Below are 17478 nucleotides of genomic sequence, written 5' to 3' on the forward strand. Positions count from 1 at the left end.
CATACATTATTTGTAAAATAACTATCATACTATCATTTTTTAATATAAATAGCAGATTGTGAGTTTGTTATATTATGATAGTTGTGGAAAATAACTATCATTTAACTATCATGAACTATCATATATGATAATTACGTTCCGGAACAGAAAACCATAGTTTAAAATGCTGTAAATAGACTGAATAAAATCAGACAAACAATTGAAAAACATTGCTTATATATAATATTTTTCTTATATTTGTAAGTATAAGAAGTTGCTGACACCCGGGTGTAGATACCCCTGAGACCCGGGTGTGAGCATCGTTCAGATCCGGGTGTAAAATGGGGTGAAATGCCCGTCCTGATGAAGTTTTCCAGTATTATTATTAAACTAAAATACCTGTTTATGGCACATTTCTATGTTGTTCGCACGAAATCGGATAAGACAGGTCCGATAGAAAAGAAGCTGTTTTATGGAGTTCCCGTTACGACGGGGCGGGTCACTACCGAGCAGTTGGCAGAAGAGATTGCCGACCGTTGTTCATTGACGCGGGGAGATGTGCTTGCTGCCGTCTGCGAGATGAGCGACATTATTCTTGAACGTTTGAAAGATGGTTATTCGGTCGAACTGAAAGATATGGGCGATCTGTATCTCTCGGCAGGGAGTGAAGGTTATGAGAAAGCGAAGGATTGTACTCCCCATCGGGTAAAAGCGAAGCGGGTTTGTTTCAGGATGGGCACGCGGCTACGTAAGGAAATGAAGTTTTTTAAATTTGAAAGATACCCGTTCGAATGAAAGTAAGCCAATATCGTTATAAGAAAGACCAGCTTATGTTACAGATACGTAGCCTGGAGCCTGTGGTAGAGATGTTACGCTCTGAGAATATGGGTGTACAAGTCGCTAATGTGCGTAATAGCCTGCATTTTTTCTTGCCGGGGCGTGCCAATGAATGGGTACGGAAATTACCTGTTATCGTTTGGGGCGCAACGTTTCTGAGGAAAGATGGAAAGGTACGGATGAAAAATTATAACGGATGTGTCTTGTTGGAGATAAACGGTTTGTCGTCTCCTGAAGAGGCGGCTTCGATACGTGAGGAAGCTGCCGCCATGCCTCAGACTTTGCTGGCTTTTATCGGACTGAGCGGTAAGTCAGTGAAGATTATCGTACCGTTCACATTGCCCGACGGTAAGCTGCCGCATAACAAGGAAAAAGCCGGAATGTTTCATGCGGCGGCCTATCAATTGGCAGTCAGACATTTTCAGCCGCAGTTGAGCAGTATGATCACCTTGAAAGAACCCTTGCTGATGCGGGGGACGCGTGTCAGTTACGATACCGGACTGTACTATAACCCTGCGGCAGTTCCTATCCGGTTGGAACAACCGTTGCAAATGCCGGGTGAGAGCGAATTGCGTGTTATTCAGGATATGCCGGTCGATCCGGTCGAACGTCTGCTACCCGGAGTGGAGCGTAATACGCAGATAGCCACGTTGTTCAGTGTCGTGCTGGTGGAGGCGGTCCGTAAGTTCGCCGGTAGTAACAGCAACGATCTGCATGCCTTGTTTACTGAGATGGCGCAAAATTGTTGCCGTCTGGGTATCCCGGAGGAGGAAGCGGTGGGATGGACCTTGCGTTATGAGGCTTTGGAGCCGCATGCGTTATTGGTACGACAGGTATTCCGTTCTGTTTATTTGTTGAAAAAGGCGATGGGGAATAAGTTGCCTTTGCCGGAATGTCTTTCGATGGTAATGCAACTGGATGAATTTATGTCGAGGCGTTATTTCTTCCGTATGAATGAGATGAGCGGGGGAGTGGAATATCTCGACCGTTCAGTCATACAGTTTGTGTACCGTCCTTATACACTGAAAGTCCGTAACAGTATTTGTCTGGAAGCACAGAAGGAAGGATTGAATGTATGGGATAAGGATATAGACCGGTATGTGAATTCCGACCAGATCCCTCAATTCCATCCGATCGGGTCGTATCTGGCGAATCTCCCGGCTTGGGATGGGAAACCGTATATCCGTGCGATGGCCGACAGGGTTCCTAATAGTAATCCGTCGTGGAGCGATTGTTTTTACCGTTGGTTCCTGAGTATGGTTGCCCATTGGATGCAACTGGATAAGGATCATGGGAACAGTACGACGCCGTTGTTGGTCGGTGACCAGGGGTGTGGCAAGTCGACCTATTGTCTGCATTTGTTACCTCCGCCGCTCCGTCCTTTTTATACCGACAGCATCGATTTCGGCAACAAGAAAGAGGCGGAACTGGCTTTGCACCGGTATGCATTGATCAATATCGACGAATTCGATTCGGTAAAACCGTCACACCAAAGTTTCCTGAAGCATGTATTGCAAAAGGCTGCGGTCAATGCGCGGTTGCCTTACCAGAGTACGACGCGTAGCTTGCGGCGTTATGCCACCTTTATTGCTACCAGTAATAATTTCGATTTGTTGACCGATCCGACCGGAAGTCGTCGTTTTGTCTGTGTGGAGGTAGAAGGATTGATCGACTATATCCAGCCGGTCGATTATGAACAGCTTTATGCTGAAGCGAAAGAGATGCTGCGCCGTGGGGAACGTTTCTGGTTTACACATGAGGAGGAGGCGGTAATTGTTGAGAACAACCGGCGTTTCCAGCAATTACCGGCAGAAGAACAGTTATTCTTACGTTATTTCAGTATTCCGGACGATACGGAAGGGATAAAGCCTTTACTGGCGTCGGAGATATTGGATATAATTGCAGAGAAACAGCCCGGTTTTGTTATCACAAAGAAGATGATACTCAATTTTGGTAAGCTTTTGAAGCGAAATAGCGTACCCAATAAGCGGACAACACGGGGGAATTGCTATTATCTGGAAGAACTATACTCTTGATTGTTAGTTGTTTGTGCGAATTGTGTATGATAGTATGATAGATGCCATGATAGTTATTTGTTTTAACTATCATGGTGTTAAATGCTTTATAATAAGTGATTTATTTGTGAATATGATAGTATGACAGTATATTTCGTATATATCCAAAACTACACAGACAATAAAAGAAGGGATAATGATTTTTAAACCAAATCCGGATTTCTGTTGTTTAATGGTCATATATTAAGAATTAGACTTGCAAAAGTATGAAAAAGAAAAATGTATGGTTGATCATCGGAATAGTTGTAGCAATTGTTCTTCTGATGATATGGTTATTCGTCGGAACGACAGTGGAAGAAGTGGCAGATCCGGTAGTGAGTCCGATGGTAGTTGAATAAAGTATGTAAGTGAACTGCTATTAACACAGAGATGGCATGCAAAATGGAGTTTAATATCCATTTCACATGCCATCCTTTATTTTTAGGTATCTATTGAATACCCAGATAAAATCTTATCCTAAGAATCCTAACAGGATACCGGCTGCTACAGCAGAACCGATTACACCTGCTACGTTCGGACCCATAGCGTGCATCAACAGATAGTTGCTCGGATCGTATTCCAAACCTACAACCTGAGAGATACGTGCTGAGTCAGGAACGGCAGATACACCGGCGTTACCGATAAGCGGATTGATCTTGTTTCCTTCTTTCAGGAACAGGTTGAAGAACTTCACGAACAGGATACCGGCACAAGTTGCGATAACGAATGACAGCGCTCCCAGACCGAAGATCTTAACTGAGTTCAATGTAAGGAACTGAGTTGCTTGTGTTGAAGCACCTACTGTGATACCCAACAGGATCGTGATCGTATCGATCAGCGGACCACGGGCCGTTTCAGCCAGACGACGTGTTACACCACTTTCTTTCAACAGGTTTCCGAAGAACAGCATACCCAGCAAAGGCAGACCGGAAGGAACCAGGAAGCAAGTCAGCAACAGACCGATAATCGGGAAAACAATCTTTTCTGTGGAAGAAACGGCTCTCGGCGGTTTCATACGGATCAGACGTTCTTTCTTGGTAGTAAGCAGTCTCATGAACGGCGGCTGGATAATAGGAACCAACGCCATATACGAGTAGGCCGACACCGCAATAGCCCCCATCAGGTTTGGAGCTAGCTTGGAGGAAAGGAAGATAGCCGTAGGACCGTCAGCACCACCGATAATACCGATAGCACCGGCCTGGTTCGGTTCGAATCCCATCTGAAGAGCGATAATGTAAGCGCCGAAGATACCGAACTGGGCGGCAGCACCGATCAACATCAGCTTTGGATTGGATATCAAAGCGGAGAAGTCGGTCATGGCCCCGATACCGAGAAAGATCAATGGCGGATACCATCCGGAGGTTACACCCTGGTAGAGGATGTTCAATACTGACCCTTGCTCATAAATACCTACTTGAAGTCCTGCATCTTTGAAAGGAATATTACCAATCAGAATACCGAATCCGATAGGGATCAAAAGCATGGGTTCAAACTCATATTTGATCGCAAGGAATATAAAGAGCAAACCGACCAAAAGCATCACGAGATGCCCCGGAGTCGCATTATATACTCCTGTGTAGGTGAGAAACAACTGTAAGTTTTCACCCAGGAATGACATAAAACTCTCTTGCATACTCTTATCCGATTACGACGAGATCAGCACCTTCCAGTACGGAATCTCCTTTGTGTACTTTTACTTCAATAATCTTTCCGTCGCGGTCAGCATTGATGTTATTTTCCATTTTCATGGCTTCAAGGATAAGCAATGTCTGGCCTCTCTTAACCGTATCGCCTACATTGCATTTCATCTGCAGGATTACACCGGGAAGCGGAGATTTGATAGCTCCTTGAGTAGTGGATGCTGCCGGACGGGTAATAACCGATTCGCCGCTGGGTGTGGTCGGAGCCTGTGCCGGACGCTTCAGTGTCACCATTTGTTTTTTTGCCGGTTTCTCCATTTTTACATTGTAGGGAGTACCGTTTACTTCTACTTCAGCGATATCGTCAACCACTGAGTTGATATGTACTTTATATACGTTACCGTTGATGGTATATTTAAAACTTTTCATTCTTGTTTTGTTTTATGAGATAATCACTTTCTAGGGGTTTCACGTAAGCTGTAGATCTTAGAACTCCATGGAGAATATGTGCGGCGAACTTTACGTATTGTAAGAACAGTGTTTTCGATGTCATGGTTATCGTCATTCATTTCATACAATGCAGTCGCTATAGCTGCAAATATTTCTCCGGAAACCTGTTCCGCACTGTCGCCACTAACCGTCGCACCGGCTTTCTGTGCATTACGTTTGCTGGCTGCAATAGCTGCTTTGCCCACTTGTTTGAAGATAAGGAAAAGAAGGAGCAATCCTAGAAATACAACCGCCATCGCGGTAATGGTCATGCCGATACCCAGCGAGTCGTTCATTTTGAAGTTCTCGATCTTTTCGTTTGAATCGAGCGTCAGGTTGTTTGTATCGGGAGTTACTTTTTTCAGTTGCGCCCATTCTTCTTTTCCGTCAATTATCCTACCATAACTTACATCTGCTATCTGGTTGGCCGGAATGGTTATTTCGTCAATCAGTGTTTTCCCGTCTGCATCATATAATGCAATATAGTTTTCTTTTGACGGATCAAATGTGAAATTAACATGGAATGTACCGCGATTCGGTTCTCCGTCAACCCAAAATAACGTATGCTGGCGAGGAGCAATAATAGTTTTTACATCACCCTTAGGGATCGGATATTTTTTGGGATTGTTCTTGTCGTCTGTCAGAAAACAACCGGCAATATTAACCGATCCGGCGGAAGTATTAAATAACTCCAGCCAGGGGTGCCGTTTGCCATAGTCATCAACGAAATTATCGTCATTGATGACCAGCACTTCATTTATTCGCATGGAGGTTGCACGCTGTGCTTGTGCCCCGAATGAGACGAGCAAAACGAACAGCAGCAATACTCCAAATCTTTTGTTAGTCATATTCATTTTCCTGTTTTAGAATTATAGAGGCAGATTGTCATGTTTCTTAGCAGGATTGCTCAACTTCTTAGTCTGCAATTGTTGTAAAGCACGAATGATACGGAAGCGTGTGTTACGCGGTTCGATCACATCGTCGATATAACCGTATTGAGCAGCATTGTACGGGTTTGCAAATGCTTTCTTGTATTCTGCTTCTTTTTCTGCTGTTGCTTTTGCAGGATCTTCGGATGCGGCAACTTCTTTTGCGAAGATTACTTCTACAGCACCGCTCGGACCCATTACTGCGATCTCAGCAGTCGGCCATGCGTAGTTCATATCGCCGCGCAGATGTTTGGAACTCATCACGCAATAAGCGCCACCGTAAGATTTACGCAGGGTAACTGTGATCTTAGGAACAGTCGCTTCGCCGTAAGCGTAAAGCAATTTGGCACCGTGAAGGATCACACCGTTGTATTCCTGGCCTGTTCCCGGAAGGAATCCCGGAACGTCTACCAATGTAACCAAAGGAATGTTGAACGCGTCGCAGAAACGTACGAAACGACCTGCCTTACGTGAAGCATTGCTGTCCAGGCAGCCTGCCATTACTTTCGGCTGGTTGGCAACGATACCTACAGTCTGTCCGTTGAAACGGGCGAAACCTACGATAATATTTTTAGCATAATCTGCATGTACTTCCAGGAATTCACCGTTATCGATGATCGTGCCGATCACCTCATACATATCGTATGACTGGTTGGTGTTATCAGGGATTATATCGTTCAATACGTCATCCAGACGGTCGATCGGGTCTGTACATTCGACCAGCGGAGTTTCTTCCAGGTTGTTCTGCGGAAGGAAGCTGATCAATTTGCGGATTAGTTGCAGACCGTCTTCTTCCGTATCAACGGCGAAGTGTGCAACACCCGATTTAGTGGTGTGTATGCTTGCACCGCCCAGTTGTTCTTGAGTTACGTCTTCACCTGTAACTGTTTTAACAACTTTCGGACCAGTCAGGAACATGTAACTGGTTCCGCGTGTCATGATGTTAAAGTCTGTCAGTGCCGGAGAATAAACTGCACCACCGGCACAAGGGCCAAAGATACCGGAGATCTGCGGCACAACGCCTGATGCCAGGATATTACGCTGGAAGATCTCAGCATAACCGGCTAATGCGTTTACACCTTCCTGGATACGGGCTCCGCCGGAGTCGTTCAGGCCGATAACAGGGGCACCCATTTTCATCGCCTGATCCATTACTTTACAGATCTTCATCGCCAACGATTCAGACAGCGCACCGCCGAATACGGTAAAATCTTGTGCATAGACGTAAACAAGACGGCCGTCGATCGTACCATAACCTGTTACAACGCCATCACCCAGGAATTTTGTTTTTTCAATACCGAAGTTAGTACAACGGTGCTGAACGAACATATCAAACTCTTCGAAACTACCTTCATCAAGCAACATGGCGATACGTTCGCGTGCTGTGTACTTGCCTTTCTTGTGCTGAGATTCGATTCTTTTTTCTCCACCACCTAAACGGGCTTGTTCGCGAAGAGCGATAAGCTCTTTTACTTTTTCAAGTTGGTTACTCATTGTATTTCTGATTTGTTGTTAGAAATGAACTTATTTAGTTGACAAGTGACAGTTGACAGTTGACAGTTTTTTCAGGTTATTCAACCTGTAAACTGTCACTTGTCAACTGTCAACTGAATTATTTATTGCCCGGCATGCAAAGTTCTGTCAATACGCTGCAAGTTGATTTCGGGTGAAGGAATGCGATGTTCAAGCCTTCTGCACCACCACGGGGAGCTTTGTCGATCAGCTTAACGCCTTTTTCTTCGACTTCATTCAATGCTGCCTGTACGTCAGGTACAGCAAATGCGATGTGATGGATACCTTCGCCTTTCTTTTCGATAAATTTAGCAATAGTACTGTCTTCGCTGGTCGGTTCAAGTAATTCAATTTTGGTCTGGCCTACTTTAAAGAAAGCAGTTTTCACTTTCTGGTCAGCTACTTCTTCGATGTTATAGCATTTCATGCCTAAAATTTCTTCGTAATACGGCAGACAAGCTTCGATACTTTTCACTGCAATGCCCAGATGTTCAATATGTGTAATTTCCATGTCAATAATAATTTATTAATTGATAAATGCTTTTTGTTCTGATGGCAAAGGTACATTCTTTTTAAAGAATCAAGAAATATTTCATTAATTATTATCCACAGGAAAATGATATGTTCAAAAGAACCTGAATAATGTTGGTTTCAGACTAAAAATCAACTATCAGCCGAGCGTTGAGTTGTCGACCTGTCAGGTAGTTAGGTACTGCGTACTGCTGGTTGTCGATGTTGGTGATCCAGTAGTAGGAACTAACATTTTTTATGTCAAATAAGTTGAACACATCGAGCCCGATCCAGATGTTTTTCAGGTGGCGGAAGAAGCCGCGGTCCATGATTGCATCGGTGCCTCCGGCCAGCTGATAGGAGAAGCCCAGATCGACACGTTTGTAGGCCGGGGTACGGAATGTACTTTTGACGTCTTCGTATTTTGTGCGAGGTGCAATAAAAGGAAGTCCGCCGGAGATAACGCCCTTCAGATTCAGTTTTACACGTTTGTATCCCGGAAAATAATCCTGGAAGAATAAGGACACGTTATAACCCTGGCTGTTAGGCATCGGGACGGTCACTTTGTCGCGGATCGTTTGTTCGGCTTTCATCAGTGAGAAACTGATCCATGAATCGGTTCCCGGAACAAACTCTCCGAAGAATTTGACATCGATACCCATTGCATGTCCTTTAGCGCAGTTTTCACCGTAGTAACGGATCTTTACGTTGTCGACGGTATAGGGGATGAGGTCATCCAGTTTTTTATAATAGAGATCGGTGCTGACCTTGAAGTTACGGTCACCGGCCTTGAAGGTATAGTCGCCGCCCAGAATGAAATGGATGGAGCGTTGCGATTTGATATCTTTGTTCAGTTCGATGACATCGTTGCCTGCTGCGTCCTGTACGGTGGTTCGTAGTTCCTTATAGAACGGCGATTGGTAATAGATACCCGTTGCTGCGCGGAATGTCAGTCTCTGGTCGAAATTTGGAATGAATCCCAGGGATACACGCGGACTGAAAATGAATTCTTTATTATAGCTCCAATAACTTCCGCGGATACCTCCGATAAGGGTAAACATTCCTTGTTTGGTACGGAATTTGAAAACATCCTGGATGTATCCTGATACACGTGTACTGGATAAATCATTGTTCGAATAAAGGTTGGAGATCACATTGACGCCATCTCCCGTTTGAGGCAGCGAATATCCGGCCGAGTCACGTTTTTCCCATTCGCTGATACGGTCGTTTATTTTTTCCATCTGCACAGTCGCTCCCCATTGAATCGTGTTGTTCCTGATCTTGCTGCTGCCGTAATGGCCTACATTCATAATAGTAGAACTCAGGCGGTTGCGGGCATGTTCGTGATAACGGGCTACCTCAAGAGCTTCTTGTCCGCTATTGTTTTCTGTTGTTGCATCGCCCAGCCAGTATTCGCCGGTGATGTCATACGTTTCTATCTCTTTGCTGGAGAAAGCGGAAGCCTGGAGACCCAGTTCTGTTTTCTCGTTCGGGTTATGTTTAAGGGTCAGTGCCCCGAATAAAGTCTGGAATTTATCCCGTTCGCGGCTGTTGGGGAAATATACTTCAAAGCGTTGGGCGTTTTCCACCGTACCGAAATTGGTCTCCCGCTTATTAGGCGTAAATTTGAATGTGTTGGAAGCCAGGTTTCCGAGGAAGTTTACTTCCCATTTCGGAGCCAGCTGATAAGTCATATACGATTGCAAGTCGACGAAGTCCGGCTGGTATTCCGCATCCGTATCCATCGTTTTTAGCAGCGAGCGTCCGGTCTTATAGCGAATACCGGTAATCTGTGTGAATTTTCCGACCGCACTGCCGACATAAGCATTGGCTCCCAGTAAACTGGCGGATGCCGAGCCTTCGAATAGCTTAGGTTTTTTATAAGTTATGTCGAGAACGGAACTCATTTTATCGCCGTATCGTGCCTCGAATCCTCCGGCGGCAAAGTTTACGGCTTCGGTCAGGTCCGGATTGATAAAACTCAAACCTTCTTGTTGCCCGGAGCGGATCAGCAACGGACGGAACACTTCCAGGCCGTTTACATAAACTATATTTTCATCGTAACTACCGCCGCGAACTGAATATTGAGAGCTTAATTCATTACTGGACGATACCCCGGCGAAGGTAACCACCAGACTTTCGATACTACCTCCGGCAGGGTCGGGGAGTAACTTGACACGGTCTGCATTCATGGTTTGAAGGGTGCTGGTCTGGTAACGGGTACCTACGGCAACAACTTCCCCCAGGTCGATACTGGTATAGTTCATCTGTACATTCAGGCGCATATCCTGTTGCAGGCTGGGCAGGATGCGTTCCGCTTTATTGTAACCCAGGCATGAGAATATGACCGCAACGGAATCACCCGGAGAGGTTGTGATCGAGTAGTAACCCTTTTCATTTGTCATAGCCCCGTTCAGGGTATTTTTTATCTGGACGAGTACCAGTTCGAGCGGACTACCGTCGGCATCCCGTACATATCCCGTTATTTTGACATGCTTTTGTCCAAAAGCACTGATTGAAACCAATATAAATAGCAGTGCAGCTATCGCACGAATCTTCATAATAAATAATGTTATAGCTTTACTAACGCGAAAAATGAAGGAAGCGTATATTCAGCGTGTAAAAAATCTTTATCTTTGTCCTGTTCAGAAATATCTTCCCTATTGGATGAAGATGATTAATTAACAGCACAAAAGTAAGATAAAAATGGATAGTTTTGCAACACTGATCAAGAATAGAAGAAGCACGCGTAAGTTTACTGACCGGTTGCTTTCACCTGAACAAGTCGAAATGATTTTGAAAGCTGCCTTGATGGCTCCCGCTTCCAAGCGTAAGAATCCCTGGCAGTTCATAGTGGTGGAAGATAAGGAAATGTTGAAAAAGCTGGCTGGCTGTAAAGCGGCAGGTTCCTCGTTCCTTGAGGGGTGTGCACTGGCTGTTGTGGTTATAGCGAATGTGATGGAAAGCGACGTCTGGGTGGAAGATGCTTCTATTGCCTCTATCTATATGCAGCTTCAGGCGGAAGATCTGGGACTGGGTAGTTGCTGGTGCCAGATACGTAACCGTCAGACGGAAGACGATGCCGACGCAAATACTTATGTACGTGATCTGCTCGATATCCCTTATCAGCTGGAAGTCCTTTCAATAATCGGTTTCGGTTATAAGGACCAGGAGCGTAAGCCGTTTGATGAAGCTCATTTGCAGTGGGAGAAGATTCACCTGGGCACATTTAAAATGCCGGAAGAAAATAAGGAAGCATGAAAATAGTTTTTGTCGGAGCCGGAAATCTGGCAACACGTTTGTCGCTTGCCATGCAACGGGTCGGAATGCAGATAGGGCAGGTGTACAGCCATACGGAAGAGAGTGCCCGTCAGCTGGCTGTGCAGCTGGGATGTCCGTGGACCAACGATCTGTCTGCCTTGCAGGAGGATGCGGACCTGTATGTTTTTTCTTTAAAGGATACGGTTTTGCAGGAGGTGATTTCCAAAGTCAAACCGAACAGCGGCATGTGGGTTCATACGGCTGGAAGTATGCCGATGAATGTTTTTGAAGGATATACCCGGAGATTCGGAGTTCTTTATCCTTTGCAGACTTTCAGTAAAGGCCGGAATGTGAGTTTCGACGTAATCCCTTTTTTCCTGGAAGCCAATACGGAGAAGGAGGCAGATTATCTGAAAAATATAGCCAGCGCTCTTTCTGAAAATGTCCGTTTCATGTCTTCTGAAAAGCGCCGGAGTCTGCATCTGGCAGCTGTGTTTGCCTGTAATTTTACCAATCATATTTATACATTATCTTATAAATTGCTGGAAAACGAATCCATCCCGGCGGATGTCCTGTTGCCGCTTATCGATGAAACGGCAGCCAAAATACATTCCATGTCGCCGTCAGCCGCTCAAACCGGTCCGGCGATCCGGTATGATGAAAATGTGATCAATAAACATCTGGCTATGCTGGACGATCCGGATATGAAAGCGATCTACCAGCTTCTGAGCCGGAGCATACATAAGGAGGCCCAAAATGAGTAGTATCAATTATGACCTGACAAAGATAAAAGCATTTGTATTCGATGTGGACGGTGTGTTGTCGTGCGACGTGATCCCGCTTCATCCTGATGGCGATCCGATGCGTACAGTCAATATCAAAGACGGTTACGCCTTGCAGTTAGCTGTAAAGAAAGGCTATCAGGTAGGGATTATTACCGGTGGCTATACGGAAGCCGTACAAATCCGTTTCTCCCGGTTGGGTATCGAACATATATATATGCGCAGTGCTGTAAAGATACATGACTTCCATGATTTTCTGCAAAAGACCGGGTTAAAACCGGAAGAGGTTATGTATGCCGGCGACGATATTCCGGATTATGATGTGATGAAGCTGGTGGGATTGCCTGTAGCTCCTGCCGATGCCGCACCGGAAATCAAACAGATTGCCAGGTATATCTCCTTGCGTAACGGGGGCGAAGGTGTTGCCCGCGATGTGATAGAACAAACAATGAAAGCACAAGGCCATTGGATGAGCGCGGAAGCCTTCGGATGGTAATAACAATGAAACATATGTTGACTAACCTACGTAAATACCGGATTGTATTGGGGTCTAACTCACCCCGCCGGAAAGAATTATTGTCCGGACTTGATCTCGAGTTTGAGGTCGAGGTGATTCCCGGTATCGATGAATCGTATCCCGAAACATTGACGGCAGAAGAGATTCCTTTGCATATCGCCCGTAGGAAGGCGGAAGCGTATCTGGAAAAAATGACTGATGATGAATTGCTGATTACGGCTGATACCATCGTGGCTACTTACGATCGTATTTTGGGTAAACCAGCGAATCGTGAAGAGGCGATCGAAATGTTAAACTATTTGTCCGATCATGTCCATGAGGTCGTGACAGGAGTTTGCTTGACGACCAAAGAGAAGAGTGTCTCTTTCTCTGTAGCTTCGGCCGTCAGCTTTGCGAAGCTGGAAGAGGATGATATTATCTATTATGTAGATAAATATCGTCCGTTCGACAAAGCCGGTAGTTATGGTATACAGGAATGGATCGGGTATATCGGTGTGGAAGCCATCAACGGTTCATTTTATAATGTGATGGGGTTGCCGGTACAACGATTGTATCAGGAGCTGAAAAAGTTTTAAGTAGTCATTTTATCTCGATAACATTTCCTGTGTAGTTGTAGAATACGCGGTCGTTGAATTGTTGATGGAAGAGGGCGTATTTATCGACCCCTGTACAATGACAAGTACCAATTCGTTCGACCGGATTTGTTTTAAAGTGATTGGCGATCACTTCAAATTTCTCTGTTTCAGCATTGTGGATATGGAAGCCTCCCAGGACCAGATCGGGAGATAAGGCAGGGAATCTATCTCGTACTGTCCGGTAAATATTAGTGATCCCCCGGTGTGAACAGGCACTGATGATTGAAAAAGAATTATTAGTTGTCAGAGCTATTGCCAGTTCGTCTTCGAAGTTATCAGGGATTTTACCCGTATTGCCCCGGGTATAGAAACGATCGAAGTGTGTATCTTTCGGATCGGAAATTTCTATCTGAGGAAAAATGAAAACTCCGGAAACCAGTTCTGTTATACTATTAATGTATAAGAAGCGGGAGCGTTCGGACACCGGTACCTCCCTGATCCCGTTTTCTCTGTCATCCTTAAATTTAGGACAAAAAATTTCCTGTTTACAGACAATCTTTGCCGTTTCATTCAATGCCATGAAATGCCGTAAGCCTCCGGTATGGTCGCTGTGTCCGTGTGAAAGGATCAGGTAGTCTGCCTTTTTCAGATCAATGTTCAGTATATGGGCATTATGAATGAACAAGTCGGAGGCGCCTGTATCGAAAAGTATATTATATTCAGGGGTTTCGATATATAATGACAAACCATGTTCTGCACGGAGTTGGCGTCCGTAGACACAGTTTTCGACTAAAGTGGTTATTTTGTATTTCATACGGAATAATATTTTATTCAACTGATAAAATTCAGTCATAAAGATAAACAATTCTTCTGGGATGAATAAAAAAATCCAGTTAATCCTTGCATAATATATTCGGAAACAGTAATTTTGCGGTCTGAAATTCTGCAGAGGGTAAACAAGTGATACCTAATATGTATCCACCCCCGGGACATAACCTGTTTAAATATAAAAAGACAGATGTACGTAATCGTAGAAATTAACGGACAGCAGTTCAAAGCTGAAGAAGGAAAGAAATTGTTCGTTCATCACATTCAGAACGCAGAAAGCGGTGCTGTTGTTGAGTTTGACAAAGTATTGTTGGTTGACAACAATGGTGATGTAAAAGTAGGTGTTCCTACAGTTGATGGCGCAAAGGTAGTATGTGAAGTACTGTCTCCGCTGGTAAAAGGTGATAAAGTGCTGATCTTTCACAAGAAGAGAAGAAAAGGTTATCGTAAACTGAACGGTCACCGTCAGCAGTTCACTGAAGTGAGTGTAAAAGAAATTGTTGCTTAACGTTTAAAGGAGAAAAAAAGAAATGGCACATAAAAAAGGTGTTGGTAGTTCTAAGAACGGCCGTGAATCACAAAGTAAGAGATTAGGTGTTAAGCTTTTTGGTGGTGAAGTAGCTAAAGCTGGTAACATTTTGGTTCGCCAGAGAGGTACAGTTCATCATCCGGGTGAAAACGTTGGTATCGGTAAAGATCATACGTTGTACGCTTTGAAAGATGGTGTTGTTACTTTCCGTAGAGGTAAAGAAAACAGATCTTTCGTTTCTATTCAGGAAATCGTAGCAGAAGCATAATTCGCTTTACTCGAAAAGAATAAGAAAAGCGGAATGTCCGAAAGGATGTTTCGCTTTTTTATTTTGTTTCACTTAGGAGAAACAGTTGTTTCTTCAAGTAGGAACAAACGTTTCACTAGGATGAAACAAATATTAGCCTTGGGGATTGAACAAAACAGTAAAAGCACTTCCTGACTTTTCCTGGCTTTGCACATGCAACTTTGCGTTATGTAACTTGACGATTTCCCGGGAGATACTCAGGCCGATGCCGTTACCGTTTTTCTTTGTACTGAAGAAGGGGATAAATATTTTGTCGCGTACCGCATCGGATATACCGCATCCGTTATCGGCAACGGTGACATAAGGATGCCCTTCGGTATCGCAACCGGAGAAGAGATGTATTTCCGGCTTCTTTTTTTCGCAAATAGCATAGGTGGCATTGGTTACGAAGTTGATTATCACCTGTTCGATCAGATCTCTGTCTATATAGGCCGTTACGTCCGGATCGTCCGTTTTGAGAGTGAATTCGATCCCTTTTTGCTGCAAGGAAGGGTTCATCAGGGAATGAATGGAGTTCAACAGGTCGTAGAGGTTATAGGATTTCATATCGGGCACTATCTTCTGGCTCAAACTACGATACGTCTCGGCGAAACGTAGCAATCCATTACTGCGGCGATGTATTGTATCCAATGCCAGTTCCATATCTTCCAGATCCGGCTCTGACAGTTGGGATGATCTTTCTTTCAGGACATGTATTTTTCTTCTGAGCGTATCCGAAAGGGAGGAGACGGGGACGATAGAATTCATTATTTCATGGGTCATCACATTAAGCAACCCTTTCCAGGCTCCCGATTCGACCTCTTCCATAGTAGCGCTTACATTATGGAAGGCTATCAGTTTATAGGTTTTTCCTCCTGTTTGGAAAACGGAGGCATTGGTCATCGTTTTGATGGTTTGTTTCCGGGCATGGATCGTGATCAATGTACTTTCATTTACCGGAATATCGAGCAATTCATTGAACAGATCTTCATTTTGTTTTTTCAACCAGTTGATGTTCTTTATATGGGGAATATTGAGCATGGTTGTGAAGGAGTCGTTCATCCACAATGTTTCGTGTGTTTCTATCTCATAGGCGAGGATGCCGGTGTCGACCAGTTCCAACATCTCTTTCAGATAATGTTGCTGCGCTTCTTTTTCGCTTGCCAGGTTCAGGAAAGCATCCGTGATGGTCTGGAACCGGGGATATTTTCTTGAGAAATCTTTGTAAAGGATAGACTCGGCAAATTCGTCGATCTCCCGGTTGGTCTTTTTCCGTACGTACATTATATATATAAGGAGTACGGCAATTATACTGGATAACAGGATAGTCATAGTCCGTATTTTTCTAACCGACGGTATAAAGCTCCCCGGGTCAGTCCCAGCTCTTTAGCAGCCTGTGATATGTTTCCGTTATGTTTTTGGATCACCTGTTCGATAGCGGTTCTTTCCAGATCTTCCAGATTATGGGTCGGTATCGGTTGGTTGTTTTCTTCCGGTTGTTCCATCGGCGAGAAGGTGATATCCTCCGCTTTCAGCACATTGCTGTCGGACATAATAACACCTCTTTCTATGGTATATTGCAATTCGCGTACATTTCCCGGGTAATGATACAGCATCAGTTTCTTTTTGGCTGAGTCGGATAAACGGAACTTTTGTTTGAAATACTTTTTCTCATATATCTCCAGGAAGTGTTCTGCCAGCAGGATGATATCTTCGCCCCGTTCACGGAGAGGAGGCACCGTTATTTCTACTGTATTGATCCGGTAGATCAAGTCCCTGCGAAAATGTGTTTCATTAGCCAGTTCCCGTAGCGGAAGATTGGTAGCGGATAATAAACGAATATCCACCGGTGTCGGTGCATTGGCTCCCAGGCGTGTTACCTCCCGGTTTTGTAATACGGTCAGCAGTTTGGCCTGTTGTTGCAAAGTAATATTACCTATTTCGTCCAGAAAGAGCGTGCCTTTGTCGGCCGCCTCGATTAATCCGGTTCGGTCTTCGCGTGCATCTGTAAAGGCTCCTTTTTTATGTCCGAAAAGCTCGCTTTCAAAAAGAGTCTCTGTCAGGGAACCTACATCCACTTTTATATACGGGTAATTTCGGCGGAGGGATAACTGATAAATATAACGGGCTACCAGATCCTTACCTGTACCGTTCTCTCCCAATATTAATATATTGGCATCGGTAGGTGCTATCTTTTGTAATTTATGGAACAATAGCTGCATGCTTTCCGAAGCACCTATAATCTTTACATCTGTTTTCCTTTCATTTATCTTTTCTTTGATCTCAGGAGATGTCTGTTTATATAATGTTTCCGTCAGGAGATTTATCAGGTTTTCGTTATGCCAGGGTTTAACGATAAAGTCGGCCGCCCCTTCTTTCAGGCTTTTGATTGCCAGATCTATATCGGCATAGGCCGTGATCATGATAACGGATTGAGCCGGTTTCCATTTCTTGATTTCCTTCAACCAGTACAAACCTTCATTGCCGGTATTGATGGAGCTTCTGAAATTCATATCCAACATAACAATGTCGATATCGTTTGTCATGATCAGTTTATGGATGTTTTCAGGGTTCGTTTCGGTCAATACCGTTTTTGCTTCCATCTTCAGCAAGAAACGAACTGCGGTCAGAACGTCTTTATCATCATCAACAATCAGTATATTTGCCTGGTGTAAGTTCATAACAACTCTTTTTTAGTAGGTTGCAAATATATCAAGAATGAGGTGAATCCCAAAGTCGTTTCTGTTTTT

18 protein-coding genes are annotated in these 17478 nt (G+C 44.4%); 9 read left to right on the forward strand and 9 right to left on the reverse strand.

The window, feature by feature from the left end; all coding sequences use genetic code 11:
• Positions 1-384 precede the first annotated feature (384 nt).
• The 3 genes from DWW23_RS04555 to DWW23_RS26930 all read left to right on the forward strand — a co-directional run bounded on the left by DWW23_RS04555 (position 385) and on the right by DWW23_RS26930 (position 3229).
• Entirely contained in the window at positions 385-774 is a 390-nt protein-coding gene (locus DWW23_RS04555) for an HU family DNA-binding protein (RefSeq protein ID WP_122352352.1), read from the forward strand.
• A complete protein-coding gene (locus DWW23_RS04560; protein WP_122352102.1) occupies positions 771-2852 on the forward strand; it encodes a BT4734/BF3469 family protein in 2082 nt (693 codons plus the stop codon). The genes DWW23_RS04555 and DWW23_RS04560 overlap by 4 nt, the downstream gene beginning before the upstream one ends.
• A gap of 245 nt (positions 2853-3097) precedes the next feature.
• Complete coding sequence (locus tag DWW23_RS26930) at positions 3098-3229, forward strand: hypothetical protein (RefSeq protein ID WP_255419599.1); 132 nt, start codon at positions 3098-3100, stop codon at positions 3227-3229.
• Between the two features lie 113 nt (positions 3230-3342).
• Here DWW23_RS26930 and DWW23_RS04565 read toward each other — a convergent pair whose 3' ends face one another.
• The 6 genes from DWW23_RS04565 to DWW23_RS04590 all read right to left on the reverse strand — a co-directional run bounded on the left by DWW23_RS04565 (position 3343) and on the right by DWW23_RS04590 (position 10511).
• Positions 3343-4503, reverse strand: a complete 1161-nt coding sequence (locus DWW23_RS04565; protein ID WP_122352103.1) for a sodium ion-translocating decarboxylase subunit beta — start codon at positions 4501-4503, stop codon at positions 3343-3345.
• A gap of 4 nt (positions 4504-4507) precedes the next feature.
• Positions 4508-4939, reverse strand: coding sequence for a biotin/lipoyl-containing protein (locus DWW23_RS04570; protein WP_122352104.1), 432 nt, complete (start codon positions 4937-4939; stop codon positions 4508-4510).
• A 23-nt stretch (positions 4940-4962) separates the two neighbouring features.
• Complete coding sequence (locus tag DWW23_RS04575) at positions 4963-5847, reverse strand: lamin tail domain-containing protein (RefSeq protein WP_122352353.1); 885 nt, start codon at positions 5845-5847, stop codon at positions 4963-4965.
• Positions 5848-5868: 21 nt separating this feature from the next.
• Positions 5869-7422 (reverse strand): acyl-CoA carboxylase subunit beta, encoded by a 1554-nt coding sequence (locus tag DWW23_RS04580; protein ID WP_122352105.1) that lies wholly within the window; start codon positions 7420-7422, stop codon positions 5869-5871.
• Between the two features lie 118 nt (positions 7423-7540).
• Positions 7541-7951: a methylmalonyl-CoA epimerase gene (gene mce, locus DWW23_RS04585; protein ID WP_122352106.1), complete on the reverse strand. Its 411-nt coding sequence runs from the start codon at positions 7949-7951 to the stop codon at positions 7541-7543.
• 145 nt (positions 7952-8096) lie between these two features.
• Positions 8097-10511 (reverse strand): TonB-dependent receptor, encoded by a 2415-nt coding sequence (locus DWW23_RS04590; RefSeq protein WP_122352107.1) that lies wholly within the window; start codon positions 10509-10511, stop codon positions 8097-8099.
• Positions 10512-10656: 145 nt separating this feature from the next.
• Here DWW23_RS04590 and DWW23_RS04595 point away from each other — a divergent pair, with 145 nt between their 5' ends.
• Genes DWW23_RS04595 through DWW23_RS04610 form a run of 4 tightly spaced genes read left to right on the forward strand, consistent with a single transcriptional unit; the run spans position 10657 to position 13085 of the window.
• Entirely contained in the window at positions 10657-11211 is a 555-nt protein-coding gene (locus DWW23_RS04595; RefSeq protein WP_122352108.1) for a nitroreductase family protein, read from the forward strand.
• Complete coding sequence (locus tag DWW23_RS04600) at positions 11208-11975, forward strand: Rossmann-like and DUF2520 domain-containing protein (RefSeq protein ID WP_122352109.1); 768 nt, start codon at positions 11208-11210, stop codon at positions 11973-11975. Before DWW23_RS04595 ends, DWW23_RS04600 begins: the two co-directional genes overlap by 4 nt.
• Positions 11968-12489 carry an HAD family hydrolase gene (locus DWW23_RS04605; protein ID WP_122352110.1) on the forward strand — a complete coding sequence of 174 codons (522 nt, stop codon included), beginning with the start codon at positions 11968-11970 and terminating at the stop codon, positions 12487-12489. Before DWW23_RS04600 ends, DWW23_RS04605 begins: the two co-directional genes overlap by 8 nt.
• 14 nt (positions 12490-12503) lie before the next feature.
• Complete coding sequence (locus DWW23_RS04610) at positions 12504-13085, forward strand: Maf-like protein (protein ID WP_122352111.1); 582 nt, start codon at positions 12504-12506, stop codon at positions 13083-13085.
• Between the two features lie 4 nt (positions 13086-13089).
• On the opposite strand, the gene DWW23_RS04615 is transcribed toward DWW23_RS04610, so the two are convergent.
• Positions 13090-13899, reverse strand: a complete 810-nt coding sequence (locus DWW23_RS04615) for an MBL fold metallo-hydrolase (RefSeq protein WP_122352354.1) — start codon at positions 13897-13899, stop codon at positions 13090-13092.
• A 204-nt stretch (positions 13900-14103) separates the two neighbouring features.
• Here DWW23_RS04615 and rplU point away from each other — a divergent pair, with 204 nt between their 5' ends.
• Together rplU and rpmA are read left to right on the forward strand one after the other, a co-directional pair.
• Positions 14104-14421, forward strand: a complete 318-nt coding sequence (rplU, locus tag DWW23_RS04620; protein WP_122352112.1) for a 50S ribosomal protein L21 — start codon at positions 14104-14106, stop codon at positions 14419-14421.
• 22 nt (positions 14422-14443) lie between these two features.
• A complete protein-coding gene (gene rpmA, locus DWW23_RS04625; protein ID WP_122352113.1) occupies positions 14444-14710 on the forward strand; it encodes a 50S ribosomal protein L27 in 267 nt (88 codons plus the stop codon).
• Between the two features lie 132 nt (positions 14711-14842).
• On the opposite strand, the gene DWW23_RS04630 is transcribed toward rpmA, so the two are convergent.
• Positions 14843-16060 (reverse strand): PAS domain-containing sensor histidine kinase, encoded by a 1218-nt coding sequence (locus DWW23_RS04630; RefSeq protein ID WP_122352114.1) that lies wholly within the window; start codon positions 16058-16060, stop codon positions 14843-14845.
• Positions 16057-17409 (reverse strand): sigma-54 dependent transcriptional regulator, encoded by a 1353-nt coding sequence (locus tag DWW23_RS04635; protein ID WP_122352115.1) that lies wholly within the window; start codon positions 17407-17409, stop codon positions 16057-16059. The genes DWW23_RS04630 and DWW23_RS04635 overlap by 4 nt, the downstream gene beginning before the upstream one ends.
• Between the last annotated feature and the right edge of the window lie 69 nt (positions 17410-17478).

The sequence above is a fragment of the Parabacteroides sp. AF14-59 genome (genome assembly GCF_003479515.1).
Lineage (GTDB): Bacteria > Bacteroidota > Bacteroidia > Bacteroidales > Tannerellaceae > Parabacteroides > Parabacteroides faecis.